This window comes from Bacillus sp. AP50, from assembly GCF_040492675.1.
GTDB classification, from domain to species: domain Bacteria; phylum Bacillota; class Bacilli; order Bacillales; family Bacillaceae_G; genus Bacillus_A; species Bacillus_A cereus.
In genome coordinates, this window is the sequence record NZ_JBEUTW010000027.1 from 15,229 (window position 1) to 33,475 (window position 18,247).

The window sequence follows — 18,247 nt, forward strand, 5'->3', positions numbered from 1 at the left end:
ATGAACGATATTTTAATCGTTGACGGCTACAACATTATCGGAGCTTGGGGAGATTTGAAGAAACTGCGGGATGTAGATTTACAATCATCAAGAGATGCGCTTATTGATAAGATGGCGGATTATCAAGGTTATACAGGCACAAAAGTGATGATAGTCTTTGATGCCTATACAGTCCATGGTATTGAAAAAAAGATGAAACAATCTCGTGTAGAAGTAATATTCACACGAAAGAATCAAACTGCAGACGAAAAGATAGAGCAACTTGCGATAGAGCTTAGAAATATAAATACACAAATATATGTTGCGACTTCTGATTATACAGAACAATGGGTTATATTTGCGCAAGGTGCCCTTCGAAAATCTGCGCGTGAATTAGAGTTGGAAGTACAAGCAATGGAACAACAAGTAAGAAGGCGTACAAAAGACGCGAAAGAACAGCAGCCCGCCATGCGAAAGATATTTAGTAAGGATATTACAGAAAAATTAGAAAAATTAAGAAGAGGAGAGCGTTGAAGCATTGACGCTCTTTATCTTTTTACTGTATAATATTGCTAAATAAATAGCGGTCGGAGGGATCAAGGTGGAAGCAGGCTTCGTAAGTATAGGCGACGTTACATTTCGTGATTTAGAGGATGAGGCAATCGTTGAGTTAGTTCGAAAAGGTAATACTGACGCTCTAGAATATTTAATTCACAAGTATAAGAACTTTGTTCGTGCGAAATCAAGATCTTACTTTTTAGTGGGTGCCGATCGAGAAGACATTGTTCAAGAAGGTATGATAGGGTTGTTTAAAGCAATTCGTGATTATAAAGAGGACAAGCTGTCTTCATTCAAAGCATTTGCTGAACTATGTATCACTCGACAAATTATTACCGCTATTAAAACGGCAACAAGACAAAAACATATTCCTTTAAATTCGTATGTGTCTTTAGATAAGCCGATTTACGATGAGGAATCTGATCGAACGTTATTGGATGTTATTTCTGAAGCGAAGGTGACTGATCCTGAAGAGATGATCATTAGCCAGGAAGAATATACAGACATAGAATCAAAAATATCTGAATTATTAAGCGATTTAGAAAGAAAAGTGCTTTCTTTATATTTAGATGGTCGTTCTTATCAAGAGATTTCAGAACAGTTAAACAGGCATGTGAAATCTATTGATAACGCTTTACAAAGAGTAAAGAGGAAATTGGAACGATATATGGAAATGAGAGAAAGTACAACTTTAAATTCATAAGAAGTAACAAGTGCTGCAGGTGTAAAATAAATCACCTGTTTTCTTTTATAGAGAGTACAAAATGCATGTCATTGACATTGTCTTTTATTGTATGATACATTTTTAGGGACATAATGTTACAAGGTTGGTGTAACTAATGAGGAAAAAAGTTGTACTCTCATGTGAAGAGTGTAAAAATCGAAACTACTCTACTATGAAAGATACGAGCTCAATAGAGCGACTTGAAATAAAAAAGTTTTGTAAAACATGCAATCAGCATACAGTTCACAAGGAAACAAAATAAATAATTGAAATAATACACTGGAGGTCCCGCAGATGCGTTTAACGAACTTTTTCGGCGATGTAGGTCGCGAAATGAAAAAAGTAAGTTGGCCTAAGAAAGATGAATTACTCCGCTCAACAGCGACTGTTGTTGCTACAGTTGTGTTCTTTGCGATTTTCTTCGCAGTAGTTGATATGGGCATTTCTTCTTTAATTCGGTTAATTCTTGGTTAATTCTTGAATAAGAAGCACTTATCCATGATATAATGTTATTTATAAGAACTGTGTAAAAGCCCGGTGAACGGGTTTTTTCATTTGCGCAAAAAAATGTACGTCAGGGAGGGAAGGACGCTCGTCCTAAATGAATGGAAAAAAGTTGGTATGTTGTCCATACTTATTCTGGATATGAAAATAAAGTAAAAGCAAACCTAGAGAAACGTGTAGAATCAATGGGTATGCAAGATAAAATTTTCCGTGTTGTTGTCCCGGAAGAAGTAGAAGTAGAAATGAAAAACGGAAAAGAAAAATTAATGAAAAGAAAAGTGTTCCCAGGTTATGTATTAGTAGAATTAATCATGACTGATGACTCTTGGTATGTTGTACGTAACACGCCGGGTGTAACTGGGTTCGTTGGTTCTTCTGGTTCTGGATCTAAACCATCACCTCTATTAGAAGAGGAAGTTGTTACCATTATGAAACATATGGGAATGGACAACGAAGTGGTTGATTTCGACTTTGAACTTCATGAGACAGTACGTGTAAATGAGGGGCCATTCGCAGATTATACAGGTGCTATTGAAGAAATTGATGTGGAGAAGAAAAAGGTTAGCGTGCTTGTGGACATGTTTGGTCGCGAGACTCCAGTTGAACTTGACTTCCATCAAATTGAAAAATTATAAAATGAAACTTGAAATGAATTGTAAAAAGTGATAATATCTTTTAAGTCAGTACGTCTTCGTTATCGGAGACGTTTTTTGAAAGATTTTATCCTTACAGATAAAATATGACGTGGGAGGGCAAATCACTGTCCAATTGACCACATCACGGACTTAAGGAGGTGTGTCTCGTGGCTAAAAAGGTAATTAAAATGGTAAAGCTTCAAATTCCTGCAGGTAAAGCTAACCCAGCTCCACCAGTTGGTCCAGCATTAGGACAAGCAGGTGTTAACATCATGGGCTTCTGTAAAGAGTTTAACGCTCGTACAGCAGATCAAGCTGGTCTTATCATCCCTGTTGAAATTACGGTATTTGAGGACCGTTCATTCACTTTCATTACTAAAACTCCTCCTGCTGCTGTTCTTCTTAAGAAAGTAGCTGGTATTGAGTCTGGTTCTGGTGAACCAAACCGTAATAAAGTGGCAACTGTTAAGCGTGATAAAGTACGCGAAATCGCTGAAACTAAAATGCCTGACCTAAACGCTGCTAGCGTAGAAGCTGCAATGCGTATGGTTGAAGGTACTGCACGCAGTATGGGCATCGTTATCGAAGACTAATTCGATTTGTTTTTAAAAAAGGTTGCGGGTCTGGAATTCCAATTCGCAACCTTTATTATCGTAAATGATTATCGTTTTTAAATAAATGGATGGCGCTCATCCTCAGGTTATACCTGAAAACAGGCGTAAACGTGGGAGGTTATTCCGCTAAAACCACATTCGAGGAGGAAATAAAAATGGCTAAAAGAGGTAAAAAGTACGTAGAAGCTGCAAAGCTTGTTGATCGTGCAGCTGCTTACTCTGCAACAGAAGCAGTAGAATTAGTAAAGAAAACAAACACAGCTAAATTTGATGCAACTGTAGAAGCTGCATTCCGTTTAGGTGTTGACCCTAAGAAAGCTGACCAACAAATCCGTGGTGCAGTTGTTCTTCCACACGGTACTGGTAAAGTACAACGTGTATTAGTATTTGCTAAAGGTGAAAAAGCTAAAGAAGCTGAAGCTGCTGGAGCTGACTTCGTAGGCGATACTGATTACATCGGTAAAATCCAACAAGGTTGGTTCGATTTCGATGTAGTAGTAGCAACTCCTGACATGATGGGTGAAGTTGGTAAACTTGGTCGCGTATTAGGACCTAAAGGTTTAATGCCAAACCCTAAAACTGGAACAGTTACTTTCGATGTAACTAAAGCTGTTAACGAAATCAAAGCTGGTAAAGTTGAATACCGCGTTGATAAAGCTGGTAACATCCACGTTCCAATCGGTAAAGTATCTTTCGAAGATGCTAAATTAGTAGAGAACTTCAAAACAATTGCTGACACTTTACAAAAAGTTAAGCCAGCTGCTGCAAAAGGTACTTACATGAAGAACGTAACAGTTGCTTCTACAATGGGACCTGGCGTACGTGTAGACGTTTCTACATTAGCGTAAATTTTGGAAGTTGACTTCATAAAGAAGTTTTAATATAATCATTTATGTTGTGAATTTAATTAGTGTACCGTAGACAGTAGGTGTCAATAGACTTAATTTCCTACCTAGGTGTTAATATACGAAGCGGAATCTTTTTTCTGTGACTATATGCCTCCATGTCTACAAGTTGGGCATGGAGGTTTTTAGTGCACTTTCGGTACATCTTCTATATAATCTACAGGAGGTGTAATAACATGAGCAAAGTAATCGAAACTAAACAACAAGTTGTAACTGAAATCGCGGACAAACTTCGCGCTAGTAAATCTACAATCGTTGTTGACTACCGTGGTTTAACAGTTTCTGAAGCAACAGAATTACGTAAGCAATTACGTGAAGCTGGCGTTGAGTTCAAAGTTTACAAAAACTCTCTAACTCGTCGTGCTGCAGAATCTGCTGAAATGGCTGAGTTAAATGAATTCTTAACAGGACCAAACGCAATCGCGTTCAGTAACGAGGATGTAGTTGCTCCTGCGAAAGTATTAAACGACTTCGCTAAAGATCATGAAGCTTTAGAAATTAAAGCGGGCGTAATCGAAGGTAAACTTGTAACACTTGATGAGGTTAAAGCAATTGCTACTCTTCCATCACGTGAAGGCTTACTTTCTATGCTTCTTAGCGTTCTTCAAGCTCCAATCCGTAACCTTGCACTTGCTACTAAAGCAGTTGCAGACCAAAAGGAAGAGCAAGGCGCTTAATTTTTTAAAAGATAATTACGTATTATCGATAAAACAATACAAACCTATTTAAGGGAGGATATTTACAATGACTAAAGAACAAATCATTGAAGCAGTTAAATCTATGACTGTATTAGAACTTAACGACTTAGTAAAAGCTATCGAGGAAGAATTCGGCGTAACTGCTGCTGCTCCTGTAGCTGTTGCTGGTGGCGCTGGAGAAGCTGCTGCTGAGAAAACTGAATTTGATGTGGAACTAACTAGCGCTGGTGCACAAAAAATCAAAGTTATCAAAGTTGTTCGTGAAATCACTGGTCTTGGCTTAAAAGAAGCTAAAGAATTAGTTGACAACACTCCAAAAGTAATCAAAGAAGCTGCTGCTAAAGAAGAAGCTGAAGAAATCAAAGCTAAACTTGAAGAAGTTGGCGCTGCTGTAGAAGTTAAGTAATTAACTTTTGATGCTTTAAAAAAAGCTCGCTCTCATGCGAGCTTTTTTTTTAACTGTAAAGAAAAGAGGTGGCCATATGGCAGACCATTATTTTTCTAACGACCCTTCTAGTAAAAGTGATCGTAAGCGATGGGAGTTTGCCCTTCGTGGATCTCGATTCACTTTCTTATCTGACCATGGGGTGTTCTCGAAAAACGAAGTGGACTTTGGTTCCCGTCTTTTAATTGAAGCGTTTCAAATGCCAGATATTAAAGGTGATATATTAGACGTAGGTTGCGGATACGGTCCTATTGGTTTGTCGTTAGCGAAAGAGTTTCAAGGTCGTGAAGTTCACATGGTGGATGTGAACGAGAGGGCACTTGGGCTTGCGAAAGAAAACGCCGCTAATAACAAAATCGAGAATATACGTATTTTTCAAAGTAGCGTCTATGAAAATGTAGATGGTAAGTATGCTGCTATTCTATCTAACCCTCCAATTCGTGCGGGTAAAGATATCGTACATGAGATTTTAGAAAAAGCTGTGGAGTATTTAGTTCCAGATGGAGAGCTTTGGATTGTTATTCAAAAGAAACAAGGTGCACCGTCTGCGCTAAAAAAACTAGAAGAAGTATTTTCTGAAGTTGAGGTTGTAGAAAAGAAAAAAGGATATTATATCATAAAATCAAAAAAACGTTGACGGTTATTTTTGGCTATGTTAACATTATACAATGCCAATATATGATTTTCTGCGTTGAGAAAGATGTATATTTTTGTTTCTCTTGGAAAAGATAGTAAAATCAGCAGATTATGAAACAGAATGATGGTTTTCTTATAGAAGCCATTTTTCTTTTTTGAGCAGGTAGAAAGACTCAACGTATTTATCTTTAAGAGAAAGAGACTACGCTAATAGCAGTAGTTGTATTTATTTGTGATTTTGCACAAATTTTTTTGTGCATTTATAATACTCATGATTTGAGGGGTGAAGCAGTTGACAGGTCAACTAGTTCAATACGGACGCCACCGCCAACGAAGAAGTTATGCCCGTATTAGTGAAGTATTAGAGTTACCAAATCTTATCGAAATTCAAACCTCTTCTTATCAGTGGTTTCTTGATGAGGGTTTGCGAGAAATGTTCCAAGACATTTCTCCGATTGAAGACTTTACGGGAAATCTATCGCTTGAATTTATCGACTACAGCTTAGGTGAACCTAAATACTCTGTAGACGAATGCAAAGAGCGTGATGTGACGTATGCAGCACCACTTCGTGTAAAAGTGCGTCTAATCAACAAGGAAACTGGTGAAGTAAAAGAACAAGATGTGTTCATGGGAGATTTCCCACTCATGACAGAGACTGGAACATTCGTAATTAACGGTGCAGAACGTGTTATCGTTTCCCAGTTAGTTCGCTCTCCAAGCGTATACTATAGTGGCAAAGTGGATAAAAACGGAAAACGTGGTTTTACTGCTACTGTAATTCCAAACCGCGGAGCTTGGTTAGAGTATGAGACAGATGCTAAGGATGTTGTATATGTGCGTATTGACCGTACGCGTAAACTTCCTGTAACTGTTTTGTTACGCGCATTAGGGTTTGGCTCTGATCAAGAAATCACCGAGCTTTTAGGTGATAACGAATACTTAAGCAACACATTAGAAAAAGACAACACAGATAGCACAGAAAAAGCATTGCTTGAAATTTATGAGCGTCTACGTCCTGGTGAACCACCAACAGTAGAAAATGCTAAGAGCTTACTTGTGTCTCGTTTCTTCGATCCAAAGCGCTACGATTTAGCAAATGTAGGTCGCTATAAGATCAACAAGAAGTTACACATTAAAAACAGATTGTTTAATCAACGTTTAGCTGAAACATTAGTGGATCCAGAAACTGGTGAAATTTTAGCGGCAGAAGGAACAATCTTAGATCGTCGTACACTTGATCGCATTTTACCTTACTTAGAGAAAAACATTGGATTCAAAACAGCGAAACCAATGGGTGGAGTGGTAGAAGGCGATGTTGAGCTGCAATCTATTAAGATTTATGCTCCTGAGTCGGAAGGCGAACGCGTAATTAATGTAATTGGTAATGCAAACATTACTCGTGATGTGAAACACATCACACCAGGTGATATCCTTGCTTCTATCAGTTACTTCTTCAACCTACTATACAAAGTAGGGGATACAGATGATATTGACCATTTAGGAAACCGTCGTCTGCGTTCTGTTGGAGAACTATTACAAAATCAATTCCGTATCGGTCTTTCTCGTATGGAACGTGTTGTTCGTGAGAGAATGTCGATCCAAGATACAAATGCGATTACACCACAGGCACTAATTAATATTCGTCCTGTTATTGCATCTATTAAAGAGTTCTTCGGAAGTTCTCAGTTATCTCAGTTTATGGACCAAACAAACCCATTAGCAGAGTTAACTCACAAACGAAGACTATCTGCATTAGGACCTGGTGGTTTAACGCGTGAGCGCGCAGGCTTTGAAGTGCGTGACGTTCATTACTCTCACTACGGTCGTATGTGTCCGATTGAAACACCAGAGGGACCAAACATCGGTTTGATTAACTCATTATCTTCGTTCGCGAAAGTAAATGAGTTTGGTTTCATTGAAACACCATACCGTCGTGTTGACCCAGAAACTGGTCTTGTAACAGGGCATGTTGATTACTTAACAGCAGATGAAGAAGATAATTATGTTGTAGCCCAAGCGAATATGAAATTATCTGACGAAGGTGAATTCCTAAGTGAAGATATCGTAGCTCGTTTCCGTGGTGAAAACATTGTCACAAATAGAGAACGCATCGACTACATGGATGTATCTCCAAAACAAGTAGTGTCGGCAGCGACAGCTTGTATTCCGTTCTTAGAAAACGATGACTCTAACCGCGCACTTATGGGAGCGAACATGCAACGTCAGGCGGTTCCGTTAATGAATCCGGAATCTCCGATTGTAGGTACAGGTATGGAGTACGTATCAGCAAAAGACTCAGGTGCTGCAGTAATCTGTAAACATCCTGGTGTTGTTGAGCGCGTAGAAGCACGTGAAGTTTGGGTACGTCGCTATGTAGAAGTTGACGGTCAAACAGTAAAAGGCGACTTAGATCGCTACAAAATGCAAAAATTCATTCGTTCTAACCAAGGAACTTGTTACAACCAACGTCCAATCGTAAGTGTTGGAAATGAAGTTGTAAAAGGTGAAATCCTTGCGGATGGTCCTTCTATGGAATTAGGTGAACTAGCACTTGGACGTAACGTGCTTGTTGGCTTCATGACTTGGGACGGTTATAACTACGAGGATGCGATCATCATGAGTGAGCGCCTTGTAAAAGATGATGTGTACACTTCTATTCATATTGAAGAATATGAATCAGAAGCTCGTGATACGAAGCTTGGACCAGAAGAAATTACACGTGACATTCCAAACGTTGGGGAAGACGCATTACGTAACCTTGACGAGCGCGGTATCATTCGCGTTGGTGCTGAAGTAAAAGATGGAGATTTACTTGTTGGTAAAGTAACACCTAAAGGTGTAACAGAATTAACAGCTGAAGAACGTCTATTACATGCTATCTTTGGAGAAAAAGCGCGTGAAGTACGTGATACATCACTACGTGTACCACACGGTGGTGGCGGTATTATCTTAGACGTAAAAGTATTCAACCGTGAAGATGGCGATGAATTGCCACCAGGCGTGAATCAACTTGTACGTGCATATATCGTTCAAAAACGTAAAATTTCTGAAGGTGACAAGATGGCCGGACGTCACGGTAACAAAGGTGTTATTTCTCGTATTTTACCAGAAGAAGATATGCCTTACTTACCAGACGGTACGCCAATCGATATCATGTTAAACCCATTAGGGGTACCATCTCGTATGAATATCGGTCAGGTATTAGAGCTTCATCTTGGTATGGCAGCAAGATACCTTGGCATTCACATTGCAACACCAGTATTCGATGGTGCTCGTGAGGAAGATGTTTGGGGCACAATTGAAGAAGCTGGTATGGCAAATGACGCGAAAACAATCCTGTATGACGGACGTACTGGTGAACCATTCGATAACCGCGTATCTGTTGGTGTCATGTATATGATCAAACTTGCGCACATGGTTGACGATAAACTTCATGCTCGTTCTACTGGACCATACTCACTTGTAACGCAGCAACCTCTTGGAGGTAAAGCTCAGTTCGGTGGACAGCGTTTCGGTGAGATGGAGGTTTGGGCACTTGAAGCTTACGGTGCTGCTTATACTCTTCAAGAAATCTTAACAGTGAAGTCTGATGATGTTGTTGGACGTGTTAAGACTTATGAAGCAATTGTTAAAGGCGAAAATGTTCCAGAACCAGGCGTTCCTGAATCATTCAAAGTATTGATTAAAGAGCTGCAAAGTTTAGGTATGGACGTTAAAATGATGTCTAGCGACGATACAGAAATTGAAATGCGTGATACAGAAGATGACGATGATCATCAATCAGCAGATAAATTGAATGTCGAAGTTGAGACAACTAAGGAATAATTGGGATAACCTGTAGACTAAAAGGGAGGTAGGCCCCTTGATAGATGTAAATAACTTTGAATATATGAAGATTGGACTTGCTTCACCTGACAAGATTCGTTCTTGGTCATACGGTGAAGTTAAGAAACCAGAAACTATTAACTATCGTACGTTAAAGCCTGAAAAAGATGGCTTGTTCTGTGAGCGTATTTTCGGACCACAAAAGGACTGGGAATGTCATTGCGGAAAATACAAACGTGTACGTTATAAAGGTGTAGTTTGTGATCGATGTGGCGTTGAAGTAACGCGTGCAAAAGTACGTCGTGAACGTATGGGTCATATCGAATTAGCTGCTCCTGTATCTCATATTTGGTATTTCAAAGGTATCCCGAGCCGCATGGGACTTGTCTTAGACATGTCCCCTCGCGCGCTTGAAGAAGTAATTTATTTCGCTTCTTATGTTGTAACAGAAAGTGGAGATACACCACTTGATAAGAAGCAATTACTTTCTGAAAAAGAATACCGTGCATATCGTGATCGATATGGTAGCACATTCCAAGCTGCTATGGGTGCAGAAGCAATTAAAAAGCTACTACAAGACATCGATTTAGATAAAGAAGTAGACTTCTTAAAAGAAGAATTAAAAACAGCACAAGGACAACGCCGTACTCGTGCTATTAAACGTCTAGAAGTATTAGAAGCATTCCGTAACTCTGGAAATGAACCGTCTTGGATGATCTTAGATGTTCTACCAGTAATCCCACCAGAACTACGCCCAATGGTACAGTTAGACGGTGGACGTTTTGCTACTTCTGACTTAAACGACTTATACCGTCGTGTAATTAACCGTAACAACCGTTTAAAACGTCTATTGGACTTAGGTGCACCAAGCATCATCGTTCAAAACGAAAAACGTATGTTACAAGAAGCTGTAGACGCATTAATCGATAATGGTCGTCGTGGCCGTCCAGTTACTGGGCCAGGTAACCGTCCATTAAAATCACTATCTCACATGCTTAAAGGTAAACAAGGACGTTTCCGTCAAAACTTATTAGGTAAACGTGTTGACTACTCTGGTCGTTCTGTAATCGTTGTAGGACCGAACTTAAAGATGTATCAATGTGGATTGCCAAAAGAAATGGCGCTTGAACTGTTCAAACCTTTCGTAATGAAAGAGTTAGTTGAAAAAGGATTAGCACATAACATTAAGAGTGCGAAACGTAAAATCGAGCGTGTACAACCTGAAGTTTGGGACGTTTTAGAGTCTGTGATTAAAGAACATCCAGTACTTCTAAACCGCGCACCAACACTTCACCGTCTTGGTATCCAGGCGTTTGAACCTACATTAGTAGAAGGTCGCGCAATCCGTCTTCACCCACTTGTATGTACTGCATACAACGCGGACTTTGACGGTGACCAAATGGCCGTTCACGTACCTTTATCATCAGAAGCTCAAGCTGAAGCTCGTCTTCTTATGTTAGCGGCACAAAACATCTTGAACCCGAAAGACGGTAAACCAGTTGTTACTCCATCTCAGGATATGGTATTAGGTAACTATTACTTAACACTTGAGCGTGAAGGTGCAATCGGTGAAGGTATGGTCTTCAAAGATGCAAACGAAGCATTGCTTGCATATCAAAATGGATATGTTCATCTTCATACACGTGTTGCAGTAGCTGCAAGTGCAGTAAACAACGCAACATTTACTGAAGAGCAAAAGAGTATGCTTCTATTAACAACAGTTGGTAAATTAATATTTAACGAAATCTTACCAGAGTCGTTCCCTTATATTAATGAACCAACAAATTCAAACCTTGAAAAAGAAACACCAGCGAAATATTTCGTTGAAAAAGGTGCGAACATTAAAGAAATTATTGCTAGTCGCGAAGAAGTGGCGCCATTTAGCAAGAAGATCCTTGGTAACATCATTGCGGAAGTGTTCAAACGTTTCCAAATTACAGAAACGTCTCGTATGCTTGACCGTATGAAAAACTTAGGATTCAAGTACTCTACAAAAGCTGGTATTACAGTTGGGGTATCTGACATTCTTGTATTAGGCGAAAAAGATGAAATTCTCCACGAAGCACAAGCAAAAGTAGATAATGTAATTAAACAATTCCGTCGCGGTTTAATCACGGAAGAAGAACGTTACGATCGCGTTATCTCTATTTGGAGTAATGCAAAAGATGTTATCCAAGGAAAACTGATGAAATCCTTGAATAAACGCAACCCAATCTTCATGATGAGTGACTCAGGTGCCCGTGGTAACGCATCTAACTTTACTCAGCTTGCTGGTATGCGTGGTCTTATGGCCAATCCATCTGGTCGTATCATCGAACTTCCAATCAAATCGAGTTTCCGTGAAGGTTTAACAGTACTTGAGTACTTCATCTCTACGCACGGTGCGCGTAAAGGTCTTGCCGATACAGCACTTAAAACTGCCGATTCTGGTTACTTAACACGTCGTCTTGTTGACGTTGCACAAGATGTAATTGTTCGTGAAGATGATTGTGGAACAGATCGCGGTTTATTAATTGGTGCGATTAAAGAGGGTAATGAAGTTATCGAGTCATTATATGATCGTCTTGTTGGACGTTTTGCAAGAAAAACTGTAAAACATCCTGAAACAGGTGAAGTATTAGTTGCTGAAAATCAATTAATTACTGAAGATATCGCTCATATCGTTGAAAATTCGGGTGTTGAAACTGTAAACATTCGTTCAGCGTTTACGTGTAACACTCGCCACGGTGTATGTAAGAAGTGTTACGGTCGTAACTTAGCAACTGGAACAGACGTAGAAGTAGGAGAAGCGGTAGGTATTATCGCAGCTCAATCTATCGGTGAGCCAGGTACACAGTTAACGATGCGTACATTCCATACAGGTGGGGTTGCCGGAGATGATATCACTCAAGGTTTACCTCGTATCCAAGAGATCTTCGAAGCTCGTAATCCGAAAGGTCAGGCAGTTATCAGTGAAATCGACGGTGTTATCGCAGCGATCAACGACGTTAAAGATCGCCAAGAAGTAGTTGTACAGGGTGAAGTTGAAGCTCGTACGTATGCTATTCCTTACGGTGCTCGTCTGAAAGTAACTCCAGGACAGCCAATTAGCCACGGTAAAGAGTTAACAGAAGGTTCTATTGATCCGAAAGAATTACTAAAAGTAACGGACATTACGGCGGTTCAAGAATACTTATTACGTGAAGTTCAAAAAGTATACCGTATGCAAGGGGTAGAAATTGGTGACAAACACGTAGAAGTAATGGTACGTCAAATGTTACGTAAAGTTCGTGTAAGTGATGCAGGTGAAACAGATGTATTACCAGGAACATTACTAGATATCCATCAGTTCACTGATGCGAATGCTAAGGTCTTACTGCAAGGTAAGCAACCAGCAACAGCTAGACCTGTTCTACTTGGTATTACAAAAGCTTCACTTGAAACAGATTCATTCTTATCTGCAGCATCGTTCCAAGAAACAACTCGTGTCTTAACTGATGCAGCAATTAAGGGTAAACGCGATGAACTTCTAGGATTAAAAGAAAATGTTATTATCGGTAAACTTGTTCCTGCTGGAACAGGTATGAATCGTTATCGCAAAGTGGATCTTGTAAAAACAACACAAGATGACATGAATGTAGAAAACGATGAGGTTTATGTGGAACAGTAAAATTTTCCGGCATAAATTTTGTATAAAAACAATTAATCTTAGTTGACATTGTATGAGTCAAAATGTTACTATAATCAAGGTTGCTCCTGAACGATGCTTTGGAGGATATTTATATGTCTTATCAAAAAGTATCAACTGCTGAAAATGTAGTCGTTGGTCATAAACGCACATTGGAGGCAATTAAAAATGGTACAGTTAAAGAAGTTGTCATCGCAGAGGATGCTGACATGCGGTTAACCCATGCTATCATTCGTGTTGCAATGCAATATAACGTGCCCATAACAAAAGTTGAATCAGTTCGTAAGCTTGGTAAAGCTTCGGGGATTCAAGTGGGAGCTTCAGCAATAGGAATAATAAGTTAAAACTGTTTTTGTGAGGAGAGAGCATTTGCTCTTCCTTGCAAAAACTTTGTTTTCAACTAATAATGAACCACCTGGATATGTGGTCATACAAACATGCGAAGGGAGGATAATCAAATGCCTACTATTAACCAATTAGTGAGAAATGGTCGTACTGATAAAGTATGGAAATCTAAATCACCTGCGTTAAACAAAGGTTTTAACTCTTTAAAGAAAAAATCAACTGATATCTCTGCACCTCAAAAACGTGGTGTATGTACTCGTGTTGGTACAATGACTCCAAAGAAACCTAACTCAGCGTTACGTAAATACGCTCGTGTACGTTTAACAAACGGTATCGAGGTTACAGCTTACATCCCAGGTATCGGTCATAACCTACAAGAGCATAGCGTAGTATTAATTCGCGGTGGTCGTGTAAAGGATTTACCGGGGGTACGTTACCACATCGTTCGTGGTGCGCTTGACACAGCTGGTGTTGACAAACGTATGCAAGGACGTTCTAAATATGGTACTAAGAGACCAAAACCTGCTAAAAAATAATAACTTTAAAATGAAAGGAGGAACTCAATATGCCTCGTAAAGGACCTGTTGCGAAACGTGACGTGTTACCAGATCCAATGTACAATTCGAAGCTAGTAACACGCCTTATCAACAAAATGATGGTTGACGGTAAAAAAGGTAAATCTCAAACAATTCTTTATAATGCGTTCGATATCGTAAACGAACGTACTGGTAAAGAGCCAATGGAAGTATTCGAGCAAGCTCTTAAGAACATCATGCCTGTTCTTGAAGTACGCGCTCGTCGTGTTGGTGGTGCTAACTACCAAGTTCCAGTTGAGGTTCGTCCAGAACGCCGTACAACTTTAGGTCTTCGTTGGTTAGTAAACTACGCTCGTCTTCGTGGTGAAAAAACTATGGAAGAGCGTCTTGCTAACGAAATCTTAGATGCAGCTAACAACGCTGGTGCATCTGTTAAGAAACGTGAAGACACTCATAAAATGGCAGAAGCTAACAAAGCATTTGCTCATTACCGTTGGTAGGATTCAACGTAAAATAAATGTAAGCATAAACCGCTTTATTTGTCGCTTATGGAAGTGTGGAGAGGGAGAATGCCTCTCCCTTTCATCGGGCGCTCGTTTTACATAATGAGAGTACTGGACATACTGACATGTGTAACAATATAAAGTGGCTTTTTTGCTACTTAAAATAAAAAATCCAATCCATATATGGAAGGAGCAAGACACCAAATGGCAAGAGAGTTCTCTTTAGAAAACACTCGTAATATTGGTATCATGGCTCACATCGATGCTGGTAAAACAACAGCAACTGAGCGTATTCTGTACTACACAGGACGTATTCATAAAATCGGTGAAACTCACGAAGGTGCATCTCAGATGGACTGGATGGAGCAAGAGCAAGAGCGTGGTATCACAATTACTTCTGCTGCAACTACAGCACAATGGAAAGGTCATCGTGTAAACATCATTGATACTCCAGGACACGTAGATTTCACAGTAGAAGTAGAACGTTCTTTACGCGTACTTGATGGCGCTGTAGCAGTACTTGATGCGCAATCTGGTGTAGAACCACAAACAGAAACTGTTTGGCGTCAGGCTACTACTTACGGCGTACCTCGTATCGTATTCGTTAACAAAATGGATAAGATCGGTGCAGATTTCTTATACTCTGTAGGAACAATCCACGATCGTTTACAAGCAAACGCACATCCAATTCAGTTACCAATCGGTGCTGAAGATGAGTTCAATGGTATCATTGACCTTGTTGAAGAGTGTGCTTACATGTACGGTAACGATTTAGGAACAGACATCGAGCGTGTTGAAATTCCTGAAGAGCACAAAGAATTAGCTGAAGAATACCGTGGAAAACTTATTGAAGCGGTAGCTGAGCTTGATGAAGAAATGATGATGAAGTACCTAGAAGGTGAAGAAATCACTGTAGAAGAGCTTAAAGCTGGTATCCGTAAGGCTACAACTTCTGTAGAATTCTTCCCAGTAATCTGTGGTTCTGCATTCAAAAACAAAGGTGTTCAAATTCTGTTAGACGCAGTTATCGACTACCTTCCATCTCCACTAGATGTACCTGCTATTAAAGGTACTCTACCGGATACAGATGAAGAAGTAGAACGTAAGTCTAGCGATGAAGAACCATTCGCAGCTTTAGCATTCAAAATCATGACTGACCCTTATGTTGGTAAGTTAACGTTCTTCCGTGTGTACTCTGGTGTGTTAAACTCTGGATCATACGTGAAAAACTCAACTAAAGGTAAGCGTGAGCGTGTAGGTCGTATCCTACAAATGCACGCTAACAGCCGTGAAGAGATTTCAACAGTTTACGCTGGTGATATCGCTGCTGCTGTAGGTTTAAAAGATACTACTACTGGTGATACTCTTTGTGACGAGAAGAGCCTTGTTATCCTTGAGTCTATGGAATTCCCAGAGCCAGTTATCTCTGTAGCTATCGAACCAAAATCTAAAGCTGACCAAGATAAAATGGGTACAGCATTATCTAAGCTTTCTGAAGAAGATCCAACATTCCGTGCTCACACTGACCAAGAAACTGGCCAAACTATCATCGCTGGTATGGGTGAACTTCACCTTGATATCATCGTTGACCGTATGCGTCGTGAATTCAAAGTGGAAGCAAACGTTGGTGCTCCTCAGGTAGCATACCGTGAGACTTTCCGCGCTGCTGCGAAAGTTGAAGGTAAGTTCGCTCGTCAATCTGGTGGTCGTGGCCAATTCGGTCACGTTTGGATTGAGTTTGAACCTAACGAAGAAGGTAAAGGATTCGAATTCGAAAACAAGATCGTCGGTGGTGTAGTTCCTCGTGAATACATCCCAGCTGTTGGAGCAGGTCTTGAAGATGCACTTAAAAATGGTGTACTAGCTGGTTATCCACTAGTTGACATTAAAGCTGCATTAGTTGACGGATCTTACCATGATGTCGATTCATCTGAGATGGCGTTCAAAATCGCTGCATCTATGGCACTTAAAGCTGCGGTTTCTAAATGTAGCCCAGTAATTCTTGAGCCAATGATGAAAGTTGAAGTTGTAATTCCTGAAGAGTACATGGGTGACATTATGGGTGACGTAACATCTCGTCGTGGACGTGTAGAAGGTATGGAAGCTCGCGGTAACGCACAAGTTGTTCGCGCTATGGTTCCACTTTCTGAAATGTTCGGTTATGCAACGTCATTACGTTCTAACACTCAAGGACGCGGAACATTCTCTATGGTGTTTGACCACTATGAAGAAGTACCAAAGTCTGTTTCTGAAGAAATTATCAAAAAAAATAAAGGTGAATAATTGATTTTTATCGATTGTTCAAGTATAACTACTTATGTAAGCTTAGAAAGTGGGACGTAAGTTTCACTTTCTAGTCTAAATATAAAATAACCTATATAAACTAAGGAGGAATTTAGAATGGCTAAAGCTAAATTCGAACGTTCTAAACCCCATGTTAACATCGGTACAATCGGCCACGTTGACCATGGTAAAACTACATTAACTGCTGCGATCACTACAGTTCTTGCAAAAGCTGGTGGTGCTGAAGCACGCGGATACGATCAAATCGATGCTGCTCCAGAAGAAAGAGAGCGCGGTATCACAATCTCAACTGCACACGTTGAGTACGAAACTGAAACTCGTCACTATGCACACGTTGACTGCCCAGGTCACGCTGACTATGTTAAAAACATGATCACTGGTGCTGCTCAAATGGACGGCGGTATCTTAGTAGTATCTGCTGCTGATGGCCCAATGCCTCAAACACGTGAGCACATCCTTCTTTCTCGTCAAGTAGGTGTTCCTTACATCGTTGTATTCTTAAACAAATGCGACATGGTAGATGACGAAGAATTATTAGAATTAGTAGAAATGGAAGTTCGCGACCTATTATCTGAATACGGATTCCCAGGCGACGACATTCCTGTAATCAAAGGTTCTGCTCTTAAAGCTCTTCAAGGAGAAGCTGATTGGGAAGCAAAAATCATTGAATTAATGGCTGAAGTTGATGCTTACATCCCAACTCCAGAACGTGAAACTGACAAACCATTCTTAATGCCTGTAGAGGACGTATTCTCTATCACAGGTCGTGGTACAGTTGCTACTGGTCGTGTTGAGCGCGGTATCGTTAAAGTTGGTGACGTAGTAGAAATCATCGGTCTTGCTGAAGAAAATGCTTCTACAACTGTAACTGGTGTAGAGATGTTCCGTAAACTTCTTGACCAAGCTCAAGCTGGAGACAACATCGGTGCTTTACTTCGTGGGGTTGCTCGTGAAGACATCCAACGTGGACAAGTACTTGCAAAAAGCGGTTCTGTAAAAGCTCACGCTAAATTCAAAGCTGAAGTTTTCGTATTATCTAAAGAAGAAGGTGGACGTCACACTCCATTCTTCGCTAACTACCGTCCTCAGTTCTACTTCCGTACAACTGACGTAACTGGTATCATCCAATTACCAGAAGGTACTGAAATGGTAATGCCTGGTGACAACATCGAAATGACTATCGAACTTATCGCTCCAATCGCTATCGAAGAGGGAACTAAATTCTCTATTCGTGAAGGTGGACGTACAGTAGGTTACGGTGTAGTTGCTACTATCGTTGAGTAATCTTAACTGATATAAAAAAACCTAAGGGATTTTCCCTTAGGTTTTTTGTTTGCGTTTATATAAGGGAGAAGAGAGTGTTTTTTT

The 18,247-nt window shown here is 40.0% G+C and carries 17 protein-coding genes and 1 other annotated feature; all 17 genes read left to right on the forward strand.

Annotated features, from left to right (window positions below; genetic code table 11):
• The 17 genes from ABWK52_RS03825 (at position 1) to tuf (ending at position 18,163) form a co-directional block, all read left to right on the forward strand.
• Positions 1-513 carry an NYN domain-containing protein gene (locus ABWK52_RS03825; RefSeq protein WP_000997880.1) on the forward strand — a complete coding sequence of 171 codons (513 nt, stop codon included), beginning with the start codon at positions 1-3 and terminating at the stop codon, positions 511-513.
• A 67-nt stretch (positions 514-580) separates the two neighbouring features.
• Complete coding sequence (locus ABWK52_RS03830; protein ID WP_000387193.1) at positions 581-1,240, forward strand: RNA polymerase sporulation sigma factor SigH; 660 nt, start codon at positions 581-583, stop codon at positions 1,238-1,240.
• Between the two features lie 136 nt (positions 1,241-1,376).
• Complete coding sequence (rpmG, locus tag ABWK52_RS03835; protein WP_014481927.1) at positions 1,377-1,523, forward strand: 50S ribosomal protein L33; 147 nt, start codon at positions 1,377-1,379, stop codon at positions 1,521-1,523.
• 32 nt (positions 1,524-1,555) lie between these two features.
• On the forward strand, positions 1,556-1,735 hold the full coding sequence (secE, locus tag ABWK52_RS03840; protein WP_001241323.1) for a preprotein translocase subunit SecE: 180 nt from the start codon (positions 1,556-1,558) through the stop codon (positions 1,733-1,735).
• A gap of 131 nt (positions 1,736-1,866) precedes the next feature.
• Positions 1,867-2,400, forward strand: a complete 534-nt coding sequence (nusG, locus tag ABWK52_RS03845; RefSeq protein ID WP_000415794.1) for a transcription termination/antitermination protein NusG — start codon at positions 1,867-1,869, stop codon at positions 2,398-2,400.
• A gap of 167 nt (positions 2,401-2,567) precedes the next feature.
• On the forward strand, positions 2,568-2,993 hold the full coding sequence (rplK, locus tag ABWK52_RS03850) for a 50S ribosomal protein L11 (protein ID WP_001085872.1): 426 nt from the start codon (positions 2,568-2,570) through the stop codon (positions 2,991-2,993).
• 176 nt (positions 2,994-3,169) lie between these two features.
• Positions 3,170-3,862, forward strand: coding sequence for a 50S ribosomal protein L1 (rplA, locus tag ABWK52_RS03855; protein WP_001987630.1), 693 nt, complete (start codon positions 3,170-3,172; stop codon positions 3,860-3,862).
• A 49-nt stretch (positions 3,863-3,911) separates the two neighbouring features.
• Positions 3,912-4,056 (forward strand) — a sequence feature (ribosomal protein L10 leader region).
• 39 nt (positions 4,057-4,095) lie between these two features.
• Positions 4,096-4,596: a 50S ribosomal protein L10 gene (rplJ, locus tag ABWK52_RS03860; RefSeq protein WP_000048716.1), complete on the forward strand. Its 501-nt coding sequence runs from the start codon at positions 4,096-4,098 to the stop codon at positions 4,594-4,596.
• Between the two features lie 67 nt (positions 4,597-4,663).
• Positions 4,664-5,023: a 50S ribosomal protein L7/L12 gene (gene rplL, locus ABWK52_RS03865; protein WP_000159736.1), complete on the forward strand. Its 360-nt coding sequence runs from the start codon at positions 4,664-4,666 to the stop codon at positions 5,021-5,023.
• Positions 5,024-5,099: 76 nt separating this feature from the next.
• Positions 5,100-5,699, forward strand: a complete 600-nt coding sequence (locus ABWK52_RS03870) for a class I SAM-dependent methyltransferase (protein ID WP_000763262.1) — start codon at positions 5,100-5,102, stop codon at positions 5,697-5,699.
• A 291-nt stretch (positions 5,700-5,990) separates the two neighbouring features.
• Complete coding sequence (gene rpoB, locus ABWK52_RS03875) at positions 5,991-9,524, forward strand: DNA-directed RNA polymerase subunit beta (protein ID WP_000147553.1); 3,534 nt, start codon at positions 5,991-5,993, stop codon at positions 9,522-9,524.
• Positions 9,525-9,561: 37 nt separating this feature from the next.
• Positions 9,562-13,173, forward strand: a complete 3,612-nt coding sequence (gene rpoC / locus ABWK52_RS03880; protein WP_000567939.1) for a DNA-directed RNA polymerase subunit beta' — start codon at positions 9,562-9,564, stop codon at positions 13,171-13,173.
• 113 nt (positions 13,174-13,286) lie between these two features.
• Entirely contained in the window at positions 13,287-13,535 is a 249-nt protein-coding gene (locus ABWK52_RS03885) for a 50S ribosomal protein L7ae-like protein (protein ID WP_000121837.1), read from the forward strand.
• Between the two features lie 114 nt (positions 13,536-13,649).
• On the forward strand, positions 13,650-14,072 hold the full coding sequence (rpsL, locus tag ABWK52_RS03890; RefSeq protein ID WP_001142341.1) for a 30S ribosomal protein S12: 423 nt from the start codon (positions 13,650-13,652) through the stop codon (positions 14,070-14,072).
• Positions 14,073-14,101: 29 nt separating this feature from the next.
• Positions 14,102-14,572: a 30S ribosomal protein S7 gene (gene rpsG, locus ABWK52_RS03895; protein WP_001137491.1), complete on the forward strand. Its 471-nt coding sequence runs from the start codon at positions 14,102-14,104 to the stop codon at positions 14,570-14,572.
• Positions 14,573-14,779: 207 nt separating this feature from the next.
• Complete coding sequence (gene fusA / locus ABWK52_RS03900) at positions 14,780-16,858, forward strand: elongation factor G (RefSeq protein WP_098508947.1); 2,079 nt, start codon at positions 14,780-14,782, stop codon at positions 16,856-16,858.
• 117 nt (positions 16,859-16,975) lie between these two features.
• Positions 16,976-18,163, forward strand: a complete 1,188-nt coding sequence (gene tuf / locus ABWK52_RS03905; protein WP_001029614.1) for an elongation factor Tu — start codon at positions 16,976-16,978, stop codon at positions 18,161-18,163.
• Positions 18,164-18,247 lie beyond the last annotated feature (84 nt).

Coding starts and splice junctions, on each gene's coding strand:
- ABWK52_RS03825 (WP_000997880.1), top strand. CDS start 1: ATGAACGATATTTTAATCGTTGACGGCTACAACATTATCGGAGCTTGG.
- rpmG (WP_014481927.1), top strand. CDS start 1,377: ATGAGGAAAAAAGTTGTACTCTCATGTGAAGAGTGTAAAAATCGAAAC.
- secE (WP_001241323.1), top strand. CDS start 1,556: ATGCGTTTAACGAACTTTTTCGGCGATGTAGGTCGCGAAATGAAAAAA.
- nusG (WP_000415794.1), top strand. CDS start 1,867: ATGGAAAAAAGTTGGTATGTTGTCCATACTTATTCTGGATATGAAAAT.
- rplA (WP_001987630.1), top strand. CDS start 3,170: ATGGCTAAAAGAGGTAAAAAGTACGTAGAAGCTGCAAAGCTTGTTGAT.
- rplJ (WP_000048716.1), top strand. CDS start 4,096: ATGAGCAAAGTAATCGAAACTAAACAACAAGTTGTAACTGAAATCGCG.
- rplL (WP_000159736.1), top strand. CDS start 4,664: ATGACTAAAGAACAAATCATTGAAGCAGTTAAATCTATGACTGTATTA.
- ABWK52_RS03870 (WP_000763262.1), top strand. CDS start 5,100: ATGGCAGACCATTATTTTTCTAACGACCCTTCTAGTAAAAGTGATCGT.
- ABWK52_RS03885 (WP_000121837.1), top strand. CDS start 13,287: ATGTCTTATCAAAAAGTATCAACTGCTGAAAATGTAGTCGTTGGTCAT.
- rpsL (WP_001142341.1), top strand. CDS start 13,650: ATGCCTACTATTAACCAATTAGTGAGAAATGGTCGTACTGATAAAGTA.
- rpsG (WP_001137491.1), top strand. CDS start 14,102: ATGCCTCGTAAAGGACCTGTTGCGAAACGTGACGTGTTACCAGATCCA.
- fusA (WP_098508947.1), top strand. CDS start 14,780: ATGGCAAGAGAGTTCTCTTTAGAAAACACTCGTAATATTGGTATCATG.
- tuf (WP_001029614.1), top strand. CDS start 16,976: ATGGCTAAAGCTAAATTCGAACGTTCTAAACCCCATGTTAACATCGGT.